This is a genomic window from Paraliomyxa miuraensis (genome assembly GCF_026337845.1).
Lineage (GTDB): Bacteria > Myxococcota_A > Polyangia > Nannocystales > Nannocystaceae > Paraliomyxa > Paraliomyxa miuraensis.
On sequence record NZ_JAOVZF010000158.1, the window covers coordinates 425,540 to 444,919 of the forward strand.

At 68.5% G+C, this 19,380-nt stretch carries 15 protein-coding genes; 9 read left to right on the forward strand and 6 right to left on the reverse strand.

What is annotated here, in order from left to right:
* Positions 1 to 79: 79 nt before the first annotated feature.
* Positions 80 to 1,480 (reverse strand): pyridoxal phosphate-dependent decarboxylase family protein, encoded by a 1,401-nt coding sequence (locus tag OEB96_RS31090; protein WP_266220429.1) that lies wholly within the window; start codon positions 1,478 to 1,480, stop codon positions 80 to 82.
* A 199-nt stretch (positions 1,481 to 1,679) separates the two neighbouring features.
* On the opposite strand from OEB96_RS31090, the gene OEB96_RS31095 reads away from it, so the two are divergent.
* The 3 genes from OEB96_RS31095 to OEB96_RS31105 are packed head-to-tail and all read left to right on the forward strand — an operon-like array spanning position 1,680 to position 4,850.
* A complete protein-coding gene (locus OEB96_RS31095; protein WP_266220430.1) occupies positions 1,680 to 2,750 on the forward strand; it encodes a DUF2461 domain-containing protein in 1,071 nt (356 codons plus the stop codon).
* A 17-nt stretch (positions 2,751 to 2,767) separates the two neighbouring features.
* Entirely contained in the window at positions 2,768 to 3,550 is a 783-nt protein-coding gene (locus tag OEB96_RS31100; RefSeq protein WP_266220431.1) for a dihydrofolate reductase family protein, read from the forward strand.
* Between the two features lie 43 nt (positions 3,551 to 3,593).
* A complete protein-coding gene (locus OEB96_RS31105; RefSeq protein ID WP_266220432.1) occupies positions 3,594 to 4,850 on the forward strand; it encodes a thioredoxin domain-containing protein in 1,257 nt (418 codons plus the stop codon).
* Positions 4,851 to 4,873: 23 nt separating this feature from the next.
* Here OEB96_RS31105 and OEB96_RS31110 read toward each other — a convergent pair whose 3' ends face one another.
* Positions 4,874 to 5,716 carry a hypothetical protein gene (locus OEB96_RS31110; RefSeq protein WP_266220433.1) on the reverse strand — a complete coding sequence of 281 codons (843 nt, stop codon included), beginning with the start codon at positions 5,714 to 5,716 and terminating at the stop codon, positions 4,874 to 4,876.
* A gap of 689 nt (positions 5,717 to 6,405) precedes the next feature.
* Here OEB96_RS31110 and OEB96_RS31115 point away from each other — a divergent pair.
* The gene (locus tag OEB96_RS31115; RefSeq protein WP_266220434.1) at positions 6,406 to 7,251 is read left to right on the forward strand and encodes a hypothetical protein; all 846 of its coding nucleotides are present in this window, start codon (positions 6,406 to 6,408) and stop codon (positions 7,249 to 7,251) included.
* A 61-nt stretch (positions 7,252 to 7,312) separates the two neighbouring features.
* On the opposite strand, the gene OEB96_RS31120 is transcribed toward OEB96_RS31115, so the two are convergent.
* Positions 7,313 to 8,581 (reverse strand): DUF1501 domain-containing protein, encoded by a 1,269-nt coding sequence (locus tag OEB96_RS31120; protein ID WP_266220435.1) that lies wholly within the window; start codon positions 8,579 to 8,581, stop codon positions 7,313 to 7,315.
* 33 nt (positions 8,582 to 8,614) lie between these two features.
* Entirely contained in the window at positions 8,615 to 10,939 is a 2,325-nt protein-coding gene (locus OEB96_RS31125) for a DUF1588 domain-containing protein (RefSeq protein ID WP_266220436.1), read from the reverse strand.
* Between the two features lie 598 nt (positions 10,940 to 11,537).
* Between OEB96_RS31125 and OEB96_RS31130 the strand changes: the two genes are divergently transcribed.
* The 3 genes from OEB96_RS31130 to OEB96_RS31140 all read left to right on the forward strand — a co-directional run bounded on the left by OEB96_RS31130 (position 11,538) and on the right by OEB96_RS31140 (position 14,172).
* On the forward strand, positions 11,538 to 12,503 hold the full coding sequence (locus OEB96_RS31130; RefSeq protein WP_266220437.1) for a hypothetical protein: 966 nt from the start codon (positions 11,538 to 11,540) through the stop codon (positions 12,501 to 12,503).
* Positions 12,504 to 12,595: 92 nt separating this feature from the next.
* Complete coding sequence (locus OEB96_RS31135) at positions 12,596 to 13,162, forward strand: RNA polymerase sigma factor (protein WP_266220438.1); 567 nt, start codon at positions 12,596 to 12,598, stop codon at positions 13,160 to 13,162.
* Positions 13,159 to 14,172, forward strand: a complete 1,014-nt coding sequence (locus OEB96_RS31140; RefSeq protein WP_266220439.1) for a tetratricopeptide repeat protein — start codon at positions 13,159 to 13,161, stop codon at positions 14,170 to 14,172. Before OEB96_RS31135 ends, OEB96_RS31140 begins: the two co-directional genes overlap by 4 nt.
* A gap of 13 nt (positions 14,173 to 14,185) precedes the next feature.
* Here OEB96_RS31140 and OEB96_RS31145 read toward each other — a convergent pair whose 3' ends face one another.
* Entirely contained in the window at positions 14,186 to 15,463 is a 1,278-nt protein-coding gene (locus OEB96_RS31145; RefSeq protein WP_266220440.1) for a hypothetical protein, read from the reverse strand.
* Positions 15,464 to 15,683: 220 nt separating this feature from the next.
* On the opposite strand from OEB96_RS31145, the gene OEB96_RS31150 reads away from it, so the two are divergent.
* Positions 15,684 to 16,619: a hypothetical protein gene (locus OEB96_RS31150; protein ID WP_266220441.1), complete on the forward strand. Its 936-nt coding sequence runs from the start codon at positions 15,684 to 15,686 to the stop codon at positions 16,617 to 16,619.
* Between the two features lie 225 nt (positions 16,620 to 16,844).
* Here OEB96_RS31150 and manA read toward each other — a convergent pair whose 3' ends face one another.
* Positions 16,845 to 18,050, reverse strand: coding sequence for a mannose-6-phosphate isomerase, class I (gene manA, locus OEB96_RS31155; protein WP_266220442.1), 1,206 nt, complete (start codon positions 18,048 to 18,050; stop codon positions 16,845 to 16,847).
* 253 nt (positions 18,051 to 18,303) lie between these two features.
* Here manA and OEB96_RS31160 point away from each other — a divergent pair, with 253 nt between their 5' ends.
* Positions 18,304 to 19,323: a hypothetical protein gene (locus OEB96_RS31160; RefSeq protein ID WP_266220443.1), complete on the forward strand. Its 1,020-nt coding sequence runs from the start codon at positions 18,304 to 18,306 to the stop codon at positions 19,321 to 19,323.
* Positions 19,324 to 19,380: the final 57 nt, after the last annotated feature.

The following is a 19,380-nucleotide window of genomic DNA, read 5'->3' on the forward strand; positions in this document are numbered from 1 at the left end:
ACGTCTGCTCTCGAGCTCCCCGCTCGGCCAGCAGCGCGGTCCAACGAGCCGTCGCCAGGTCCTCGACCCGACGACGGGCTCAGGTGTCGTCCAGCCGGGTCATGCGATCGAGCGCGTCGAGCACCAGCTCCTTGAGGTCACCCCGGTTGGGCAGGCTCGCCATCATTCCGTACATGGGGGCGCTGCGGGCGGGAAGCGAGCCTCCCTCGCCGATCCCCATGCGGGACGCTGCCCCCAGGGTCAACGCTCGAGTCACTCGTCCGGGCAGCATGCGCAGCGCCGCCCCCGTCACCGCCAGCGCCGAGCGCTCGAGCCAGCGCCGCCCCGGCTCGTGCCCCACGGCTCCCACGGCTGCACGAAGGTCGGTGAGGAAGGCCTGTGTTCGCCCCACGTGCCCGCGCTGTACCGTCAGGTGCAGGCTCGCGGGGCGTTGCTGGCGATCGATGTGCCACCCTCGGGCCGTCAGCTCGTCGCCCACCGCGTAGATGTCGAGGCTGCGCGACCCCAGGGCGAGCACGCTCATGTGCGGCTCTCCCAGCACCTCCACGCCCTCGATCTCGGCCACCCCGCGGCGGATCTCCTGGGTGGCGTCCATCACCTCGCGCGTGATGCTGCGATACCCGTCGCGCCCCAGGTGCTGCATCACCGCCCAGGCCGCTGCGATCGCCCCTCCGGGCCGAGTGCCGGTCATCGTCGACGACGCGTAGATCCCCCCTGGCCAGTCGGTGAAGGCATAGAACGAGTAGCGACGTCGCCGAGCGTCGCGAAACAGCACCACCGAGGCTCCCTTGGCCGAGTAGCCGTACTTGTGGAGATCGGCCGACATCGAGACCACCCCGGGGACCGAGAAGTCGAACGGGGGAACCGGCCACCCGAGCTCTCGGACGAACGGCAGCATGAAGCCCCCCACGCACGCATCGACGTGGCACCACAGGCCATTGCGGCGCGCGAGGTCGGCGATCTCGTCGATCGGATCGACCACTCCCTGGGGATACGCGGGCGCCGAGCCGACCACCAGGATCGTGCGCGAGGTGATCGTCCGACGCATGGCCAAGGGGTCGGCTCGGAAGTCCTCGCGCACGGGAACGAACACCGGCTCGAGCCCGAAGTAGCTGCATGCCTTGGGGAACGCCGGGTGGGCGCTTCGCGGCAGCACGATCTGTGGGACACCGCGGACTCTCCGCTCTGCGGCCGCCCAGTCACGGGCGGCCTTGACCGCCAACAGGATGCTCTCCGAGCCACCCGAGGTCATGGTTCCCACCACCCGACGATCCCCTCCCAGGAGCTGAGCGGTCATCGCCACCACCTCGTTCTCGAAGCGGCGAAGGCTGGGAAATGCGCTGGGGTTGAGCGCGTTCTCCGAGAAGAAACGAGTGTAGGCCTGCTTGGTGAAGGCGGCGATCTCCTCGCCGGGATCGAACACCAAGCTCATGGTCTTGCCGTCACGCCACCGGGCATCCTCGACCGCTGCGGCGTCCATCGCCTCCAGTACCTCCGCGGCCGGGCGACCGTGGGGTGGAAGAACGGGCAACGGAGACGTCATGGCGCTGAACCCCTCGTTACCAGGGCTCCGCGCCAACGTCCAGCGCCGGCCACAATGGCCATTTTCCACCCACGTTCGACGGCTTCACGGTCCATTGAGGGCGGCCCCCTCGTTGTGTCACGCTGACACCAGACCCATGACGAAGTCGAAGGCGGCCCCCACTCGCGGAGCATCACCCACCAGGAAGCAGGCCGCATCCAAGAAGAAGACCGCCAAGAAGCAGGCCGCGTCCTCCCCCAGGACCCAGGCCGCTCCCAAGAAGAAGGCCGCCAAGAAGCAGGCCGCGTCCTCCCCCAGGACCCAGGCCGCTCCCAAGAAGAAGGCCGCCAAGAAGCAGGCCGCATCCTCCCCCAGGACCCAGGCCGCTCCCAAGAAGAAGGCCGCCAAGAAGAAGGCCGCCAAGAAGCAGTCCGCGCCCTCCCCCAGGACCCAGGCCGCTCCCAAGAAGAAGGCCACCAAGACCAAGGCCACCAAGACCAAGGCAACCGTCGGGTCGAAGTCGAAGGCAGCGCCCGCAGCGACCGGATTCGCAGGCTTCCCGGTCGACCTGTTCCAATTCCTCGCCGAGCTGGCCCTGAGCAACGAGCGCGAGTGGTTCGAGCCACGCAAGCAGCGATACGAGGATTCGGTGCGCGGCCCGGCCCTGGCCTTCATTCGGGCGATGGGTACGCGATTGCCCGAGATCTCCACGCACTTCGTGGCGATCGACAAGAAGGTCGGCGGCTCGCTCATGCGAGTGCACCGCGACGTCCGGTTCTCGAGCGACAAGAGCCCCTACAAGACCAACGTGGGCATCCAGTTCCGGCACGCGACGGGCAAGGACGTGCACGCACCGGGCCTGTACCTGCACCTCGAACCAGGTCAGTGCTTCCTGGCCGTGGGTCTATGGCACCCCGAGCCCGAGGCGCTGAGCAAGATTCGCGCGCGCATCCTCGATCGACCCGATGCCTGGCAGCGCATCCGCGACGACCCGACGTTTCGTGGCGTGTTCGAGCTCCAAGGCGAAGCGCTCAAGCGCCCCCCTCGAGGGATCGACCCCGAGCACCCGCACGTCGAGGACCTCAAGCGCAAGGATCACATCGCCGTCGCAACCATGGACGTCTCCCTCGTCCAAGGTCCCACCGCCGTCGACGAGATCGCGCGCAGATTCGTGACGGCTCGGGACTACCTGCGCTTCCTGTGCGAGGCGGTCGACGTCGCGTTCTAGCTCTTCTCGCTTCCCACATGGCGACCATCGAACACCTCCCCCCCGCCGTCGCGGTGGCCGAGCGCGTACGTCGTCTCTACGGCGACGAGTCGCTCAGCGATCCCGCAGGGGTGGTGCACGTCGCAGCCGTGGGCCGCGAGCCGGATGGCGGCTTGGTCGTGCTGAAGATCAATCAGTCTACCCCGCACAGTCTCCACGATCGCTTTGCGCTCGACCTCGCCCGTGCACGGGCCGATGTCATCGTCACCACGGGCGCCATCCTCCGCGCCGAGCCCGGCCTGCGCTACGAGCTAGCCAGCGACCGAGCCGATGCCCTCCACACCTGGCGCATGGATCAGCTGGGTCGCCCCACCCCGCCCCTGGTGGTCGTGCTCACCGGCCGGGAGGACATCGATCTGGATCACCCCACCCTCCACGGCTGGGCCCAGCCGTGGATCTTCACCAACGTCGACGCCGCCAAGGCGCTGCACGGGCGCCTGCCCCAGCACGTGGGCCTGGCCGGTGTCCCCTCGCCCGATCTCGAGACCCTCATCGAGTGGGCGCAGCGCCGCTTCGATGCCCGCACCATCACGATCGAAGCCGGTCCCGCCACCACCCGTCCCCTCTACGAGGAAGGTCCGTGCCTCGTCGACGAGCTGATGCTGTCGGTCTTCGAGGGCACCATACCCACCGATGCTCGAGGCGACCCGTTCGCGTCCGAGCGTACCCTCGAGCGTCTGTTCCCTCGACGCCACGAGGGCGAGGTCGTGGAGGAGAACAGTGGACCATGGCGCTTCGTTCGCCTGCTTCGCACCGGCTGACGCGGCGACAATCGAGAGACGCCGATACGGTATGCTCGGGGCCATGACCCCCTCGGACTACGACGCGAGACAGGCCCGACGCCGCGGGCTCCTGCTGCTGTTCGTCGTGCTGTTGGCCGTGCTCGGTGCGGCCGATGGAACCTACCTCTCCCTCGTACACATCGACTACGAGCTGGGCAAGCCCTCCGACCTCGCCGAGGTCTGCAGCAAGCTCGCGCGTCAGGGGTGCGTGGTGACCACCGGTCGCTTCGGCTCGCTGCTGGGCATCCCGGTGTCGCTGTGGGGGCTCGCGGGTGCGGCCGCCACCGCCGTCGTCGCCGCCGTGGCCTGGCGCCACCGCGGGCAACACCACGATCCCTGGCGTGGGACGACCTTTGGCCTCGCCGCCATCAGCGTCCTCGCCTCGCTGGCCATGGCCGCATTCTCTGCGCTCGAGGGCTCCTATTGTCCGTTCTGCGTGATCTGGTACGGCATCAACCTCGGCCTGGGGGTGGCGGCGTGGATGGCCCTTGGTGACGACCAGGATGCCTCGCTCGGCCGGCTCTTCCGTGACACCATCGGACCGCCCGGTGCCGTGGCACTGGTGGTGTTCCTGGCCAGCTTCTCGACCGCCTACTGGCTGTACGCCGACCGCCACGCAAGGACTCGCGCCGAGCTCGAGACCGTCATGGATCTCATGGTGCAGCAAAGGCTCACCGAGCCCGCCGTCGAGATCGATCTCACCGGTCTTCCATCACGAGGCCCCGAGGACGCCACCCTCACCATCGTGGAGGTGGCGGACTTCCAGTGCCCATTTTGCCGACGCCTGTGGCAGAGCGTGCACGACTATGGCGAGCACTCCACGTTCTCGGTCCGCACGGCCTTCGTGCACTACCCCCTCGATGGCAAGTGCAATCCCGGGATGGAGGAGATTCACCCTCATGCCTGCCTCGCCGCGAGGGCAGCCGAGTGCGCGCGCCGGGACGGCAAGTTCTGGGAGTACGGCGACCTCATGTTCGCGTACCAGCACGCCCTCGAGCGCAATGATCTGCTCGCCCATGCGACCGAGCTGGGCCTGGACCAGGCGGCCTTCTCCGCATGCCTCGACGACCCGAAGATCGAGCTCGAGGTCCGCCGGAGCATCGCGCGAGCAATCCTCTTGGGGGTCGATGCTCCGCCCACCTTCTTCGTCAACGGACGCAAGTTTCGCGGCGCGCTCCACAAGGCCTGGATGCCCATCGTGCTCGACAAATTCGCCCGTGCGGCAAAGCAGGGCGACACAGGTGCCCCCTCTCCGACGCCAGCATCGCAACCTGAATAGCCAGCCGGCTCCTGGCACGCGAATCAGCCGAGCGGCTCCGACGAAGCCGCCTGCTGAGCGTCCGGCATCGACCCGCCCTCGGCCATCGCTGATGCGGAGCCTCCTTCGAATTCCTTCTTGCCCAGCAAGTTGAACCAGTGAGCCACCGTGGCCGCGATCTCCTCGATCTGGTAGCGCTTGTAGGCCTGGGCGCGGTGCCAGCACGACAACGTCGCGAGCAGGATCAATCCGGTCAAGAGTGCGGGGTGGGCATGGATTCGAGACGTGTCACCAAACACGACCCACACCGGGAGCAGCCACACCAGGGCCGCAATGGCAATGCCGTCATAGGCAGCCGAGAGCATCCAGTAGCGCTTGAGCAGAGCAAACGACGCGCTCATCGACGAATAGCTGCGAACGTGGACCCACATGCGAGTGTAGAGCGCCATCACGGCCCGCGGGTCCTTGGCGGCGGAGGGAGGGAACGAGAAGTAGCGCTCGAGCTCCGCGGGTGTCACACACTGAGCGCGGAGGGCACCGAGCACCACCTCGTGCTCGACGAAGCCGGACTCGGTGGTCGACTCGGTCGGCTGGCGTCGCAAGGCCCGCCTGATCACGCGCCACATCGGGAGCCCGAGCACCCCGCGCAACGGCCGGCCCAGGGCAAAGCACAGCAACCCCAGCACATACGACCCGAGCACGAGCCCGAATATCACGGCGCCGGAGACGGCATCGCCGCGGACGGGATTGGGGATCGACTCGGGCAACATCAACAAGATCGCCGACATCGACAGCGACCCCGACATGAAGAACGAAAGGTCGAAGACGTCGAGCAGCTCGGTGATCTTCTCCCCGACCCGTGCTGCGGCGTCCCCCAGGTCGGACATGGACTCGTTGATAGCACAGGCCGAGCCGGGCCATGAGCTCGCCTTCGCTCAGCCGACCGAAGGCTTTGGACCCGACCGCAACGGAATGCTCGATCCGCACCGTCCTCCCTGCAGACGCGGATCATTCGCCTCAACACCCTCGCCGCTTGCCTCGCTGGGCGAATCCTTCGCCTCCCACCCTCGCCCCCTGCCGCCGGAGGCGGATCCTTCGCCCTCCACACCCTCGCCGCCAGTCTCGAGGGGCGAATCCTTCGCCTCAACGCCCTCGCCCCCTGCCTCGGGACGCGAATCCTTCGCCCTCCACACCCTCGCCGCCAGTCTCGAGGGGCGAATCCTTCGCCTCAACACCCTCGCCCCCTGCCTCGGGACGCGAATCCTTCGCCTCCCACACCTCGCCGCCTGCCTCGAGGGGCGAATCCTTCGCCTCAACAACCCACGCCACCTACCTCGAGGGCGAATCCTTCGCCCCAACACCCTCGCCGCCTCCCTCGAGAGGCAAATCCTTCGCCCCAACACCCTCACCCCATGCCTCGAGGGGCAAATCCTTCGCCTCCACGCCCTCGCCGGCCGCCTCGGGGGCGAATCCTTCGCCCCATCCCCTCACCGCCCAGCCCGCTTCGAAAAAAATCGCTCGAAGCATGCAACGACTCGCGACGGTGGCCGATAGGAGCAATGCAAAGGAGAGCATCATGCTCCGCATCATTCCTGCCCCCAAGTCCGAGTTCCCCACCCCAACCTCCCTGGTCAAGGCCTTTCGAGCCCTCGAACACGAAATCGCGGCCGTACCCGACGACCGCTTGCTACGGATCAACCTCAACATCCCCTCTGCCGTCCAGATCGGGCTCGGCGTGCTCGACCGCATCCGAGGGTTGCTTCCCGACCTCGCACAGCTCCCCGACTACGACCTCCCACGGGTCCGGGAGCTCGGTACGTACGCCGGGGCTGCCCTGTACGCCCATCTCCGAGCCCAGCAACCAGAACGAGGGCTCCCTCGCCTCCAGTCCATCCTTCGCGATGCCGTACCTCTCCGGGCTTGCCTACTCGCGGGCGCCGATGCCCTCGTCGCGGTCGGGTCCATGGATGCCGACCAGGTGGCCACCATTCGCAAGGGCCGCGGCCATGCCGATACCGCCAACGCCCTGTCCGCCCTCGCATCGCTGTACGAAGAACGCTGGGACCAGCTCAAGGGTCGAACGGCCGTGACTCGGGCGATGATCCGTCGAGCGGCGGCCCTCGGGCCTCGGCTCCATGCCGAGCTCGGGGTCTCGCGTCTACACCCCATCGAGCCCACCGACGATCCTCGTCGCACCCGCGCCCGCGCGTTCACCCTCTTCAGCGAGGTCTACGACCAGTGCCGCCGCGGCGTGACCTTCTTGCGATGGCACGAGGGGGATGCCGACCAATTCGTGCCGTCGTTGTATCCCAAGCGCGGACCACGAGCGGCTCCTCCCGAGCTGGATCCCCCCACGTCCATGCCCGCGCGTCGCCCCATCGAGACGCTCGTGCTCGCCGAGACGTCCATCGTGACCCGTTGAGGCAACGAGCGAGGGCGCCCCGGCAGTGCCGTGGCGCCCTCGTCCCTTCCCCTGGAGCGTCTCAGCCGAAGATCGGCAGGTCGTCCTCGTCGGTCCCCAGCGGGAACGCCGAGTCGAGATCGCTCCCCTCGACGTCGAGGATCTTGCGCAACGCCCGGTGCACGTGCATCGGCCCGATCCGAGCCCCATCGGTACCGTCCGCGGCGGGCTCGGCCAGCGTCGTCGGATCGAGATCCATCAAGCTGTGCGCATCCGTGGTGCGCCCCACCACACGGTCCCCGGGGATTCCGTTGCCCATGGCGATCATCGACGACACCGACCAGTGATCCTTGCCACCGTTGCCGTTGTAGCCGGGCGAACGACCGAAGTCGGAGGACATCAACACCACCAGCTTGTCCTCGACCCCCTGGCGTGCAGCCTCGGCCCACAGGAAGCTGACCATCCGCAGCAACGTGCGCATCCGCGGGATGTGATCGGCATCGTGCGAGCTGTGGGTGTCGAACCCCCCCATGGCGAGGTTGGCCGAGACGCCGATCCCCGCCTTGTAGGCGGCCACGATGAGCTGGCACTTGCGAAAGTCGGCGTTGGCATCGGGCTCGGGCAGTACCTCCTGCAGCAGCTTGAGCTCTCCGGCCCCCGCCCGCGCCGTCATCAGGGTGTCGAGCGAGTGCTGGTAGCGGGGCAGCTCCTGGTTGCCCAGCAGGGCTCCGGCCCGCTCCTCACGCGCAGCCTTGATGATCTCCTGGGCCGCGGCGCTGTGATACGTGGCCGAGGCCTCGTCGGTGGGGTTGATGCGGTCGGGGTAGGCCAGCTCCGCCAGGCGGCTGCCGTTGCCGTCGCGCACCGGTGCCACCACCCCCTGGGTTCGCTCGTAGCCGCCGAAGGTGAGGAACGCCATGGGTGACTCGGGCGACTTGACCCCCGCCACCAACGCCGCGAGGTTGGGGTACCCCGAGCCCAGGCGACCGCTCGCCAGGTGCCGGCGTCCGGCCTCGTGGTTGTTGGTCGCCGTGTCGACGCCATTGATCACCGTCATCTTGTCGTGATGATCGTTGAAGAAGGCATCCGCATCGACACCGATGGGGGCGTACGGGATCGACCCCGCCATCATGGGCGAGTTATAGGTGTTGTTGAGGCTCGGCTTGGGGTCGCACAGGAGCGTGGGGTCCCAGCCGCCGGTCGCCTGCACCATCACGAACAGCGGACCGGCGTAGGTCACGGGGTTGCCAGGGTCGACCTCGCCGTCGGCCCATGCCCTCCCCAGGAGAGCCGAGCCGCCCAGGCAAAGACCAGCCGCCGAGGTGAGCTTGAGGAAGTCTCGTCGATTCATCGTCCTGTCTCCTTCTCGTCTCGGTTCGTTGGTCTACTCGTAGAGGAAGCGGAAGTCGCCCAAGAGGTACGTGGTCACCGCCATCCAGGCGCGCACGGTGTAGTCGGGATCCTCGATGATCTGCAGGTCGGCCGGGATGGCCTCGCCAGTGGCGGGATCGGTGGTCGCACGACACTGGTTGGGCAGCGCGACCGGGTACGGGTTCTCCTCGAGCAGCAGGCCCGCTTGGCCGTCCTGCCACACCGCCGAGAACACCCCGTAGGCGCGGTCGATCTCGGGATCGTCGGGGGTGAGGGACTCACCCAGCAGGCGATCGTACATGTAGACGAGGTTGCTGCGGATGGCCTGCTCGGCCCCGGGAGCACCCGGGAGGTCGGTCAGCTCGACCTCGGGGAACAGCACGCGCTGCTCGGCCGCCCGGGTGAAGTCGACGGCGGTGATGGTGCAGGCCATCTCGTTGGACATGCGGTCGACCACGCTGGCCATCACTCCGTTCATCTCGGTCAGTCGGTCGGTGACCGAGACCGAGTCGATGCCGCCGTAGAAGAACTTGTAGTAGTTGCCCGAGAGCAGGACGTTGGTGCCGTCCTTCTGCCAGCCCACCCCCAGCGTGCTCACGAGCCGCCGATGCAGCGCCTCGGGGGGCAAGAGGCGCGCCGTGCCCATGTCGGCCAGCTCCATGTAGCGCTGCTCGTCGAGGGCCTCGTCGGACCCGAGCGCGCGGAAGTACGGGGTCTTGACCAGCTCCTTGACGATGACGCGAAGGTCGTAGCCCGAGCCGACGAACTTCTCGGCGACCTGCTTGAACACGAAGTCCTGCGCCTCGAACGCCCGAATCCGAGCGAGGTAGTCGACGTCCTCGAGCTCCATCGGCTCCTCGAGGGGGTCCTGGCCGGTGAGACCGGTGTAGACCAGGTGGACCATCGCCAGCGCGAACTTGGGGTCTGCGAGCATCTCCTCGGCCAGCCACGAGAGCGCCCGCGGCGTCTCCTCGTAGGGCAGCTCCTTGTCGCCGAACCCAGGGGCCACCATGTCACCGTACCAGCCCTCGCTCAGCGGACGGTAACGACCCCTGTCATCCCAGTTCTGGAACGCGCCGGCGATCGGGTCGATGTTGTTGTGGCACGAGTTGCAGGCGGCCGCATTGAGCGTGGGGTTGTGGGTCTGGATCTGCGTGGCGTCGATGGGCCGCGCCGCCAGACGCATCACGTCGGTGGCCAGGAAGAACTCGTAGAAGTAGCGGGCCCGGCCGCGGTTGCGGTTGGTCGGCGTGGTCGGGTAGCGGTTGAGGAACACCGACGTGGTCAGGATGCCCGACTGCGGCATGCCCTCGAAGGTCCAGGGCAGCTTCTCGCTCTCGTCGTTGGGGTCGGTGAACATGCCGAGGTCGAGCCCGTAGCTGCGCGCTGAGAACGGGTTGACGATGGTGTAGTCGGCGGTGAACACCTCGGTGAAGGGAAGATCGTTGCGCAGCACGTACTCGACGACCTCGAGCGGCTCACGGGCGATCGCATCGTTGGCTCGACGCCGCATGAGGTTGCGGGTGTCGGCATCCTCGATGTCGTCGAACCAGAACGCCATCGGGAACATCTCCAGGTCGACGGTCTCCACCGCGTCGTCGCCGATGCGGTAGGCGTCGGTGTGGAGCATGTCGTTGACGATCTCCTTCATGCGCACGTAGAACTCGTCCTCGCGAAGCACGGTGTCGAGCACCGAGTCGAGGGCGTCGATGCCCCCGCCGCGCACGGCGTCGAGTTCCTCGGCCGTGGGCATGCGGCTGGCCAGCAGGAAGGTCGCCTTGCGCAGCGTCTCCTCCTCGTCGAGCTGCTGGATGCCGGCGAAGAACTTGTTGATGTCCCCGTCGTGGCGGCAGTGGGTGGGCGCCCGGAAGCGGTCGATCATCTCGCCGAGCAGCGCGTACTCCTCGCTGTCGTCCTGGATCTGCAGGCCACCGCCGTGCTCGACGGCGGCGCTGGGCTTGGCGAGCAGCAGCGGCATGCCGTCGATCTCGAGCCGAGCCACGTTGGCCACGGTCTGCTTGTTGACCTCGAGGTAGCCCGGGTAGTCGGACATCTGCAGCACGAGATCGGTGTGGCCGGCCACGCCCATTGGGTTGTGGCAGGCGATGCACCTCTGCGAGAGCACCGGCGCCCAGATCTTCTCCTTGAAGAACTCGTCGGTATCGACGCAGGTCCCGGGACCCACCAGGTTGGCCTGGCCGTCCTCCTCCTCCTCGGGATCGTCCTCGTCGGCGATCTGCGGCCCCCCCTGGTAGCAGCCCGCCATCATCAAGGATACGGCCAGCGCGCCCAAAGCCCATCGTCCACGTCGCGCCTCGCTCTCGATGCCCTTCACCATGATGCGTCCTCCCGCGCGCACCGCGGAGACGACCCGGAGATGCGCCCCAATGGCAGCTCCGTCAGCCGTGTACCCGACCGGTTGGGTCGGGGTCCGTGTGCGTCATTGGTTCCCTTTGACGACGAGAACCTACATTGGGAGACTTGCACACACGCCGGGGGTGGGCAAGGACAATTTGCCTATCCGATGCAGAATTCGGGCAGCTACAGGGTTTTTGAGCATGTCCCCCGTGAACCTCACCCGGATTACACGGTGTGGACGGGCCTGGGGGCCCGCAACCTCTCATCCCACGTCAAAAGCCTCCCATGCTGGCAGTTCCGACTCGCCGCAAGGGCAACCGAGCGCACGGTGACGACCGTGCGCTCGCTTATGGCGGAGACATCGAATGGGCGACTTGCGTACGACGCTCGTGCAATTTGCCATGGGGATGACCGCTCTTTCTTGGGCGGCTTGCGAGGCACGGCCCCGAGTCCGAGACGCGAGCGAGATCACCCTCGCTCGGGGCCACGTTGGTGTCTTCGAGGGGGGAGGGAGACCTCGCTGTAATCCTGGGCCGCGAGCAGACACCGTATGCTCGCGACGAATGCTGCTCTGCCCCATGCTGCTTCCCCTCGCGCGCCTGTGGCTCGCGAGCGCGAGCATGGAGCCGTCTGCGTCGAGGGATGCCGAACCCGCCTTGGAAGCCTCCACGAGCGAGCCGGAGGCCGCGACGCTCGAGGTGGACACGGAGCGAAGCAATGACGCCTCCCAGCTGCAGGTCCACACCGATCGCGTAGGAGCCGCGGCCGTGCAGCAGGGCCTCGAGCTACGCGTGGGCGATGACTGGCGGCGATGGAAGATAGAGATCCGCGACGGCAGCACCCCCGAGCACGTCAACGTGACCCTCCGCGACCGGGCGGGGCACCTCCATACCCGCAGGCTGGTTCTCGACGGCGCCTCGACGGACGAGCGTAGTCGGGAGCTCGCCGCGGCGCTGGCCCTGCTCGTCGAGCAGCTCGAGCAAGGCACCCCCGAGCCCGAGCCACTCCCCCGGCCGCCCGAGCCCGCACCATCGCCCTCGTCGGGCTTCATCGGGCTCGGGCCGCGCCTGGCGGTCGGGCTACGACGATCGCCGGCCATCGATGGTGGCATCAGCGTGGCCGGAGGCGCATGGCTGGCCAAGGAGCACGTGCAGCCGATCGCCGAGCTGGCCTGGGCCCGCAGCACGAGGGGGGCGCTCCGCCTCGATGGCCTGCGCATGGGCGCGGGCGTGCTCGGAGGCGCGTCGGGGCTGGGGGGCCGAGTCTGGGGAGGGGCGGGAGCGCTGATGCGGGTGCAGCATGCCAAAGCCACGGCCGAGGGATCCGCCCGCGGCTGGGGCACCAACCCGGCCATCGTGGGCGGGCTCCAGTACCGGGGACCACTCCTGGTGGTCGGCGCGTGGCTCGGCGCCGACCTGATGCTGCCGCCGCTGTTGGCTCGTGGCGACGGCCAAGCGCTCCGCTGGGGGATCGTGCGACCCATGGTCACGGCCCACGTAGGCCTGCGCCTTCCGCCGCGACGCACGGCGAGCCCCCGACGCTGAGCGATCGTGATCCCCCACGTTTCCGTACCCAGGGGCTTGGAATCGGCGCGGGCGTGCCGGTCCAAGGGTTGAATCCGCTACCATCCAGCCCCATGGCCCGGGCCAGGGAAGCGGACGCGATTGCCGTGCTGATCGCCGCGCAGCGGGGAGATCCGGCGGCTCAGAGCGCTCTGTTCTCGGCCCACAGGGACGACGTGGCACGGCAAATCCAGCGCATGACCGGAGATGCAAGCATCGTGGACGACCTCGTCCAGGAGGTGTTCATCTCGGCGTTCTCGGCCCTGCCCGGGTTTCGTCGCGATGCTCGACTCGACACGTGGCTGTATCGCATCACGGTCAACAAGGTACGCAACTGGTGGGACGCCAAGCGACGAAGGCTGCGGAGGGAGGATCGGGTGGCAACGAGCCCCTCCGAGCCCGTCGCAACTCCCGAAGATCAGGCAACCACCACCGAGCACCTCGGGCGGCTCTACGCCGCGCTGGGGGAGCTCCCCGACAAGTATCGTGAGGCGTTCACGGCCCGCGCCATCGACAATCTCTCGCTCCAAGAGGCCTCCGAGCGACTGGGGGTACCGGTCAGCACCGTCTCGTACCGCACCCGCAAGGCCGAGGAGCGCCTGTGCACGTTGCTCGGCCTCGATCCGGAGGAAGCCCGATGAGCGAGCACGACTTCCGGGTGGGAACGCGCTCGACCGATCCGGGCGAGCCCGCGGTTCGGCACCCCGGCCTCCAAGCCCTGGTGAAGGCGGCGCGGATGCAACAGCCCCCCGCGGTCCAGGTGCGCGCCGAGACGGTGCTCGAGGGCTGGCAACGACGGCGAGCGACGCAACGTCGAGGCATCGTCGCGGCGTTGGCCATGGCGGCGGCACTCGTGCTCGTGGTGAGCACACCCGAGCTGTGGAAGGACCATGAGGACCACGAGGTCCGGGGTTCCGCGGCTCCCATCGACGACCCCAAGGTCGCGGTGAGCGAGGCAGAGGTCATGGACACCACGCGTTCGACTCCGCCAGGGGAGACGAGCGCCCCGGTCGAGCCCAGGGGGCCCGTCCTGGCGACCACGATCGTCGTCCAGGCGCTCGCGGCCAACGTTGCGCAGCCAGAGATCCTCGGGCCTCGGCACCTGCGGCTGCCCGAAGGTCGATGGTCGATCGACAGCCAGTCGGCCGAGCCAGTGACGGTGGAACTGCCCGATGGCCCGATCGAAGTCCGTGGAGGCGCCCTCCATGTGAAGATCGCGGGCCACGAGGTGCACGTGACGGTGCTTCGCGAGGCAGTGGATCGCGTAGATCTCGGCGGCCTCGAGGTCGCGAGCCCGATCGAATCGGTCCCGACGGAGTCCAACCCACCCGCACGGCCGGCGAGCCAGAGCGCCGCCGAACTGGCTCGCGAGGCCGAGCAACGAATGGCGGCCGGCGACCGTCAGGGGGCAATTCGCAGCCTTCGGCGGCTGGTCACCAAGCACCCGCGCTCGGCCGCCGCGCAAGCGGGACTCATCGATCTCGGGCGCTTGCTCAAGGCCGCCGGCCACGAAGACGAGGCCCGCTGCGCCTACGCGGAGTTCCTCGAGCGATGGCCCGGCCACGCACTGACCGGTGACGTGCTTCGAGCCAAGCGCGCGCTGGGAGACGGACCAGCGTGCGACGGACTCGCCCCGAAGTCCGCACGGTGATGGCTGGCGCGGGCTACCGCACGATGAAGACCCCGCGGAGGTCTTCGGTCCGCGAGAGCGCCGTGCTGCCCTGGGCGCCGTCGCTCCACGACGTGACCTGGAATCGATAGACCATGCCCGGGATCAGCGTGGGACCACCATACGGGACCTCCAGGCGATCGCCACTGGTTCCACGAGGGATCTGGTCGTCGCGCCACACCTCGGTGCCGAGGGCATCGTGGACCACGAGTTCGTAGCGATCCTCGCTGGCGTCGTCCACCCAGGCGAAGGTCGGCGAGGCGCCCACCTCCTCGAGCGCATCGGCCCCGGGCTCGAGCACCGTCAGCGCCTCGGTGATCTTGAAGCTGCTCTGCAGATCGAACGATTGCCCGGCGACGATCTCGATCTCTGGGACCTGCGTGCCTGCGATCGAGGTGTCGGGGTCACGGACCAGCATGTCGTTCTCGACCCCCGCGAGCACGTGGTAGCGCCCCTCGGGCACCCCCACGATCTCGAAGCTCGACGAGATGCTCGGCGCTTGCGGCGGAGCGGGAGCCCGCAGGCCCAGCGGCACCGGGCCCCGCTCCAAGCCCTCGACGTAGACGCTGCTGGGAACCAGCACCACGCTGGTCGCGCGCTGTCCCCCGCCGTCGACGATGTTGACCGAGCCCCGCACCACCGCCATCGCATCGATGTCCTCGGTGATGACCCGCAGGCGAACGTCGCTGACGTCGTCCGCCCCGATCTCGAGCGGGACCGGTGCGAGCTCGACCCCCGCTCGGTGTCCTCGGATCACCACCGGCCCCGCGCCGACGTCGAACAGGCTGAACGCCCCATCGAGGTCGGCCACGGCCACCGGGGCCGGAACCACGCCCTCGGCCACCACCAACGTCCCCGCCGCCCGCGCGCCTTCGACCACGCCGGAGACCACGGCCCCTCCGCTCTGCCGCGCAACGAGGGCGACCGTGGTCGAGGCGCCGTCGATCACCATGGCGCTCGAGCCCTCGACGATCGCGCTGGTGTCGATCGGCAACGCGGGCCGCAGCAGGCCCGGAAACGGCAGATAGCGGGCCGCTGAGACCTGCAGCGTCCAGCGCGGGCTCTCGGCCAGCGCGCCGTCGGCATCGCGGCCCACGCTCACGGGCAGCGCGAAACGCCCATTGGCATCGGTCTGCACGACGCGGGTCACGGGCGCCCCCGACTCGTCGGCCCCGACGACATGCGCCCCCGCAATCGCCCCCTCGTCGATGGCGTCGATCACGCTGCCGCGGATCTCGACCCCCACCGCACAGAGGTTCCGATCCTCGCCCACCACCGGCTCGCACACCAAGCCATCCGCGCATTCGCCTTCGCTCTGCGCGGCACAGGGCCCCTCGAGCCCCTCGTCCCCCGACGCATCGAGGATCTGCTGCGTGCAACCGCTGGGTGCCGCGAGCAGCGGGCCGAGGCAGACGACACTCGCGGTACGACGAAATGCCCCCGCAATGAGTGAAGGTTTGGAATCCCGTCGCCGCGCGTGGTCCAATGGCTCGATGAGGTCCGCCCTTCGCTTCCTGATCGTCAGTGGTCTTTCCTTGACCGTGGGCACGGGCTGCCCCGGCGAGACCCCGAGCGGGGACACCGACACCGACGCCCCGACGTCCGGCATCCCGACCACGCTGACCGAAGACGGCTCCTCGACCGCGACGGCCACGTCGAACGAGACCAGCGTGGGCACGACATCCATGGGCGGCACCAGCGCAGACTCGACGGGCTCGGACGGTCCGGCCGACACGACCGATGGTACCACGACGGGCAACGACCCCACCAACCCGGTGGACTGCGGCGGCACCATCTACGAGTGCGGCGATGGGATGGACAACGACGGAGACGGCTTCACCGACCTCGTCGATCCCGAGTGCACCGGTCCCTGCGACGACGACGAGAGTTCGTTCCAGACCGGCATCCCCGGCGACAACATGGACTGCAAGCAGGACTGCTTCTTCGACGGCAACAGCGGCCAGGGCGATGACGGCTGCATCTGGGATCTGAAGTGCGATCCGGAGAACCCGGGCGAGTTCATCAACTGCGAGTACACGGGCGGGATGAGCTGCAACAACAACCCACCCAACCAGGATCAGGACTGCATCGACTTCTGCGAGCCCTACGTGCCGCCGGGCTGCGACTGCTTCGGCTGCTGCACCGTGCAACTGCCGGGCGGAGGCACGGTCGACATCTTCCTCAACTCGCACCCCGACTGCTCGCTCGACAACCTCGATGCATGCACCCCGTGCACCAGCCAGATCGACGACTGCGGCAACACCTGCGAGCCCGCGGAGTGCGAGATCTGCTTCGGCGAGACCGAGCCGCCCGAGGGGTGCGGCGGCAACATGTGCCCGGTGGGCGATCCGTGCGATCCGGACAACCCCAGCTGCCCGACCGACTACTTCTGCTACCTCGGCTGCTGCTACCCGCCGCCGCCTGGCTAGTGCCCCGAAGGGGCACTCGCCAGGGTCTACGTCCGTATGGCGGGGCTTCGCAGCCCCGCCCCGCGTCGGCGAAGCCGTCGCGGGTCCCCCACCCCGCGGTCGGGCTTTGCCCTCCTGGTTGCTGCTTCGAGGGCTGGGGGCTGCGGCTTCGCCCCTCGCGTCGCTGCTTCGGGTGCCAGCGCCGACGACGTCGCCCTCCGGTTGCTGCGTCGGGTGCGGACGGCGTCACGGAGTCGGGGTGCCGACGGTTGCACGGAACAACGTCGCGTCGGTGATCGGCCGTGCGCGGTACTCGGGCTGCGACGCGGGCACGAAGGCACTGTCGCCCTGGCTCAGGAGCAGCACGGGGTCAGGCGTGCCTTCGAGGCGCACCCGTCCTTCCACGCACAGCAGCACCTCGGGGCCCTGCGACGAAGCCGACCACGAGCTCCCCGCGGGCAGCTCGATGCGCGACAGCGCAAACTCGAGCGCGGGCGTGTCGTAGACCGCCTCGTGGTCGGACACCGCCCGGGGAAGGACGCGCCGGGTGGTCCCCGCGCTCAGATCGAGCACCCGCAGCAGCTCGGGCACGTCCACGTGCTTGGGAGTCAGACCGCCCCTCAGCACATCGTCCGAGCCTCCCATGATCTCCACCGCGGTCCCTTCGAGATAGCAGTGCAGGTTGCCCGCCGAGAGATAGAGCGCCTCACCGCGGCGCAGCTCCACCAGCTCGAGCAAGAGCGCCACCACCACGCCGGCGTCGGTGGGATGTCGCTCGGCGAGGCGCCGCACCCACTCGCGCTCGCGTTGCCAGCGATCCCCCCCAGCCCCGGGGCGAGCCGCCGCCCGAGCCACCGCATCCACCAGGGGCCCCGGCTCGGGCATGGTCAACAGACGTCGCACGATCTCGGCCAGGGCCTCCGACGGGGCCTTGGTCCACAGCCCATCGGCGATGGCACGCAGCGACGGCACCCCCAGCGTGTCGATGAGCCCCTTGGTGCGCTCGACGTCGGCAAATCCGCACAGCGCCACGAATGGACCCAGGGCGCACACCAGCTCGGGCTTGGCGTGGGGATCGGGATAGTTGCGGTGTGGAGCCTCGCGCGGAATGCCGGCGGCGTCCTCCTCGGCGCACCCCGATCGCGCCCGCTCGGCGTCGGGATGGGCCTGCAGCGACAGCGGCTGCTCCGCGGCCAGCACCTTGAGCAGGAACGGCAGCCGTGACCCGAAGCGCCGCAGCACCGAGGCGCCCAGCATCGCCTCGGGCTCGGACTCGATTGCCGCGAGCAAGGAACGCCCGTCCCCGACCAGCGCGGAGGGAGCCCGCGGATGCGCTCCCATCCACAGCTCGGCCTCGGGCTCGGCCGTGGGCACGGGCCTCCCCTGCAAGGTGGCCAGCGCCACGTGCGAGCCCCAGGCGTAGCGCTGGATCGCGTTGTCGAGACGCCACATCGGTCGGCGGCATCCTACTCCTCACCGGCCGCGACCGCCTCGATCGTCTCGGGTCTCGCGCGTGGTGGGCCAGGACACGACCATCGGGGACGCTCGTCCGCGAAAACCGGCAAAGCTCGTGGCTGCGTGCGCCCCCACACATCGCGATCGCGCTCACGCCCTTGGGTGCATCGCGAGCCGATCCGATCATCCCGCCATCACCCCGGGGCGCGATCGCCCCTTCGTCTGCAAACACCAAGCGACGAGCAAGCCGATGAAGCTCACGACGATTCTCACCACCACCGTGGCGATGGCGCTGGCCATGGGCGCCACCGCGGGCTGCGACAAGTCCGAGGACAAGGGCGGCGATGCCAAGGCCGACGCCAAGGCCGATGCCAAGGCCGAGACCCCCGCCAAGGATCCGGCCGAGCTGCTCAAGGCCTCCAAGACCCCCGAGCTGCCCGGGCCGCTGTCCACGCTGCAGTTCGGCATGTCGGCCGACGACGCCAAGAAGGCCGCGCCCGAGCTCGAGGACGGCGGCAAGTTCCTCGACGAGTACAAGGGCGCGTACTTCAGCTACTACGTGCCCGACGACAGCGGGAAGCTCAAGAGCGCCTCGCTGCAGATCGAGGGCGTGGAGATGGCCAAGCTGCTCACCGAGGCGTGGGGCGAGCCCAAGAAGGGCGAGGACCTGGGCAAGCCCAAGTACTTCTGGTTCAACGAGGCCAAGAAGATCCGCGCGACCGTGTCCGAGGGCTACGGCAAGGAGGACGAGGTCCAGTTCGAGGCCTACCTCCCCGCCAAGGAGCTCTTGGGCGAGGGCAAGGAGCTGCTGGGCTTCGAGAAGCCCGACCGGCCGCTGCTCGGTGCGACCGCCGAGGAGCTGAACACGGCCTACGCCGACGTGATCGAGAACGTCTCGGCCGAGGAAGCCGAGAAGCGGCGCAAGGACCTCGAGAAGTTCGCGGGCAAGGACCTCTCCGCCCTGGGCCCCGCGGCGGCCTCGAGCAACATCGACCTGCTGCCCACCGAGTTCGGCAGCCAGTTCACGCGCGTCAATCCCAGCTTCGGCGACGACGGCAAGATCAACCGCTTCCGCGTGGGCATCGCCTGGGAGCCGTTCCCGGCCGCCAAGGACGAGATCCTGGGCCTCATCAAGGCCAAGTGGGGCGAGCCCAAGGAGGAAGAGAAGTACGGCAAGAAGCTGCTGGTGTTCAGCGACAGCCCGCGCATCGTCGTGGAGGAGGACACCATCTCCAAGAAGTGGGACATCGAGGTCGAGGTCGCCAAGTAGCGAGGCACCCTTCACCACGAACACCATCGGGGGGCCAGTCCAGCGGGCGGCCCCCTT

Excerpts from the sequence above, each read along its gene's own strand:
- OEB96_RS31090 (WP_266220429.1), bottom strand. The coding sequence starts at position 1,480 with ATGGACGCCGCAGCGGTCGAGGATGCCCGGTGGCGTGACGGCAAGACC.
- OEB96_RS31095 (WP_266220430.1), top strand. The coding sequence starts at position 1,680 with ATGACGAAGTCGAAGGCGGCCCCCACTCGCGGAGCATCACCCACCAGG.
- OEB96_RS31100 (WP_266220431.1), top strand. The coding sequence starts at position 2,768 with ATGGCGACCATCGAACACCTCCCCCCCGCCGTCGCGGTGGCCGAGCGC.
- OEB96_RS31105 (WP_266220432.1), top strand. The coding sequence starts at position 3,594 with ATGACCCCCTCGGACTACGACGCGAGACAGGCCCGACGCCGCGGGCTC.
- OEB96_RS31110 (WP_266220433.1), bottom strand. The coding sequence starts at position 5,716 with ATGTCCGACCTGGGGGACGCCGCAGCACGGGTCGGGGAGAAGATCACC.
- OEB96_RS31115 (WP_266220434.1), top strand. The coding sequence starts at position 6,406 with ATGCTCCGCATCATTCCTGCCCCCAAGTCCGAGTTCCCCACCCCAACC.
- OEB96_RS31120 (WP_266220435.1), bottom strand. The coding sequence starts at position 8,581 with ATGAATCGACGAGACTTCCTCAAGCTCACCTCGGCGGCTGGTCTTTGC.
- OEB96_RS31125 (WP_266220436.1), bottom strand. The coding sequence starts at position 10,939 with ATGGTGAAGGGCATCGAGAGCGAGGCGCGACGTGGACGATGGGCTTTG.
- OEB96_RS31130 (WP_266220437.1), top strand. The coding sequence starts at position 11,538 with ATGCTGCTTCCCCTCGCGCGCCTGTGGCTCGCGAGCGCGAGCATGGAG.
- OEB96_RS31135 (WP_266220438.1), top strand. The coding sequence starts at position 12,596 with ATGGCCCGGGCCAGGGAAGCGGACGCGATTGCCGTGCTGATCGCCGCG.
- OEB96_RS31140 (WP_266220439.1), top strand. The coding sequence starts at position 13,159 with ATGAGCGAGCACGACTTCCGGGTGGGAACGCGCTCGACCGATCCGGGC.
- OEB96_RS31150 (WP_266220441.1), top strand. The coding sequence starts at position 15,684 with ATGAGGTCCGCCCTTCGCTTCCTGATCGTCAGTGGTCTTTCCTTGACC.
- manA (WP_266220442.1), bottom strand. The coding sequence starts at position 18,050 with ATGTGGCGTCTCGACAACGCGATCCAGCGCTACGCCTGGGGCTCGCAC.
- OEB96_RS31160 (WP_266220443.1), top strand. The coding sequence starts at position 18,304 with ATGAAGCTCACGACGATTCTCACCACCACCGTGGCGATGGCGCTGGCC.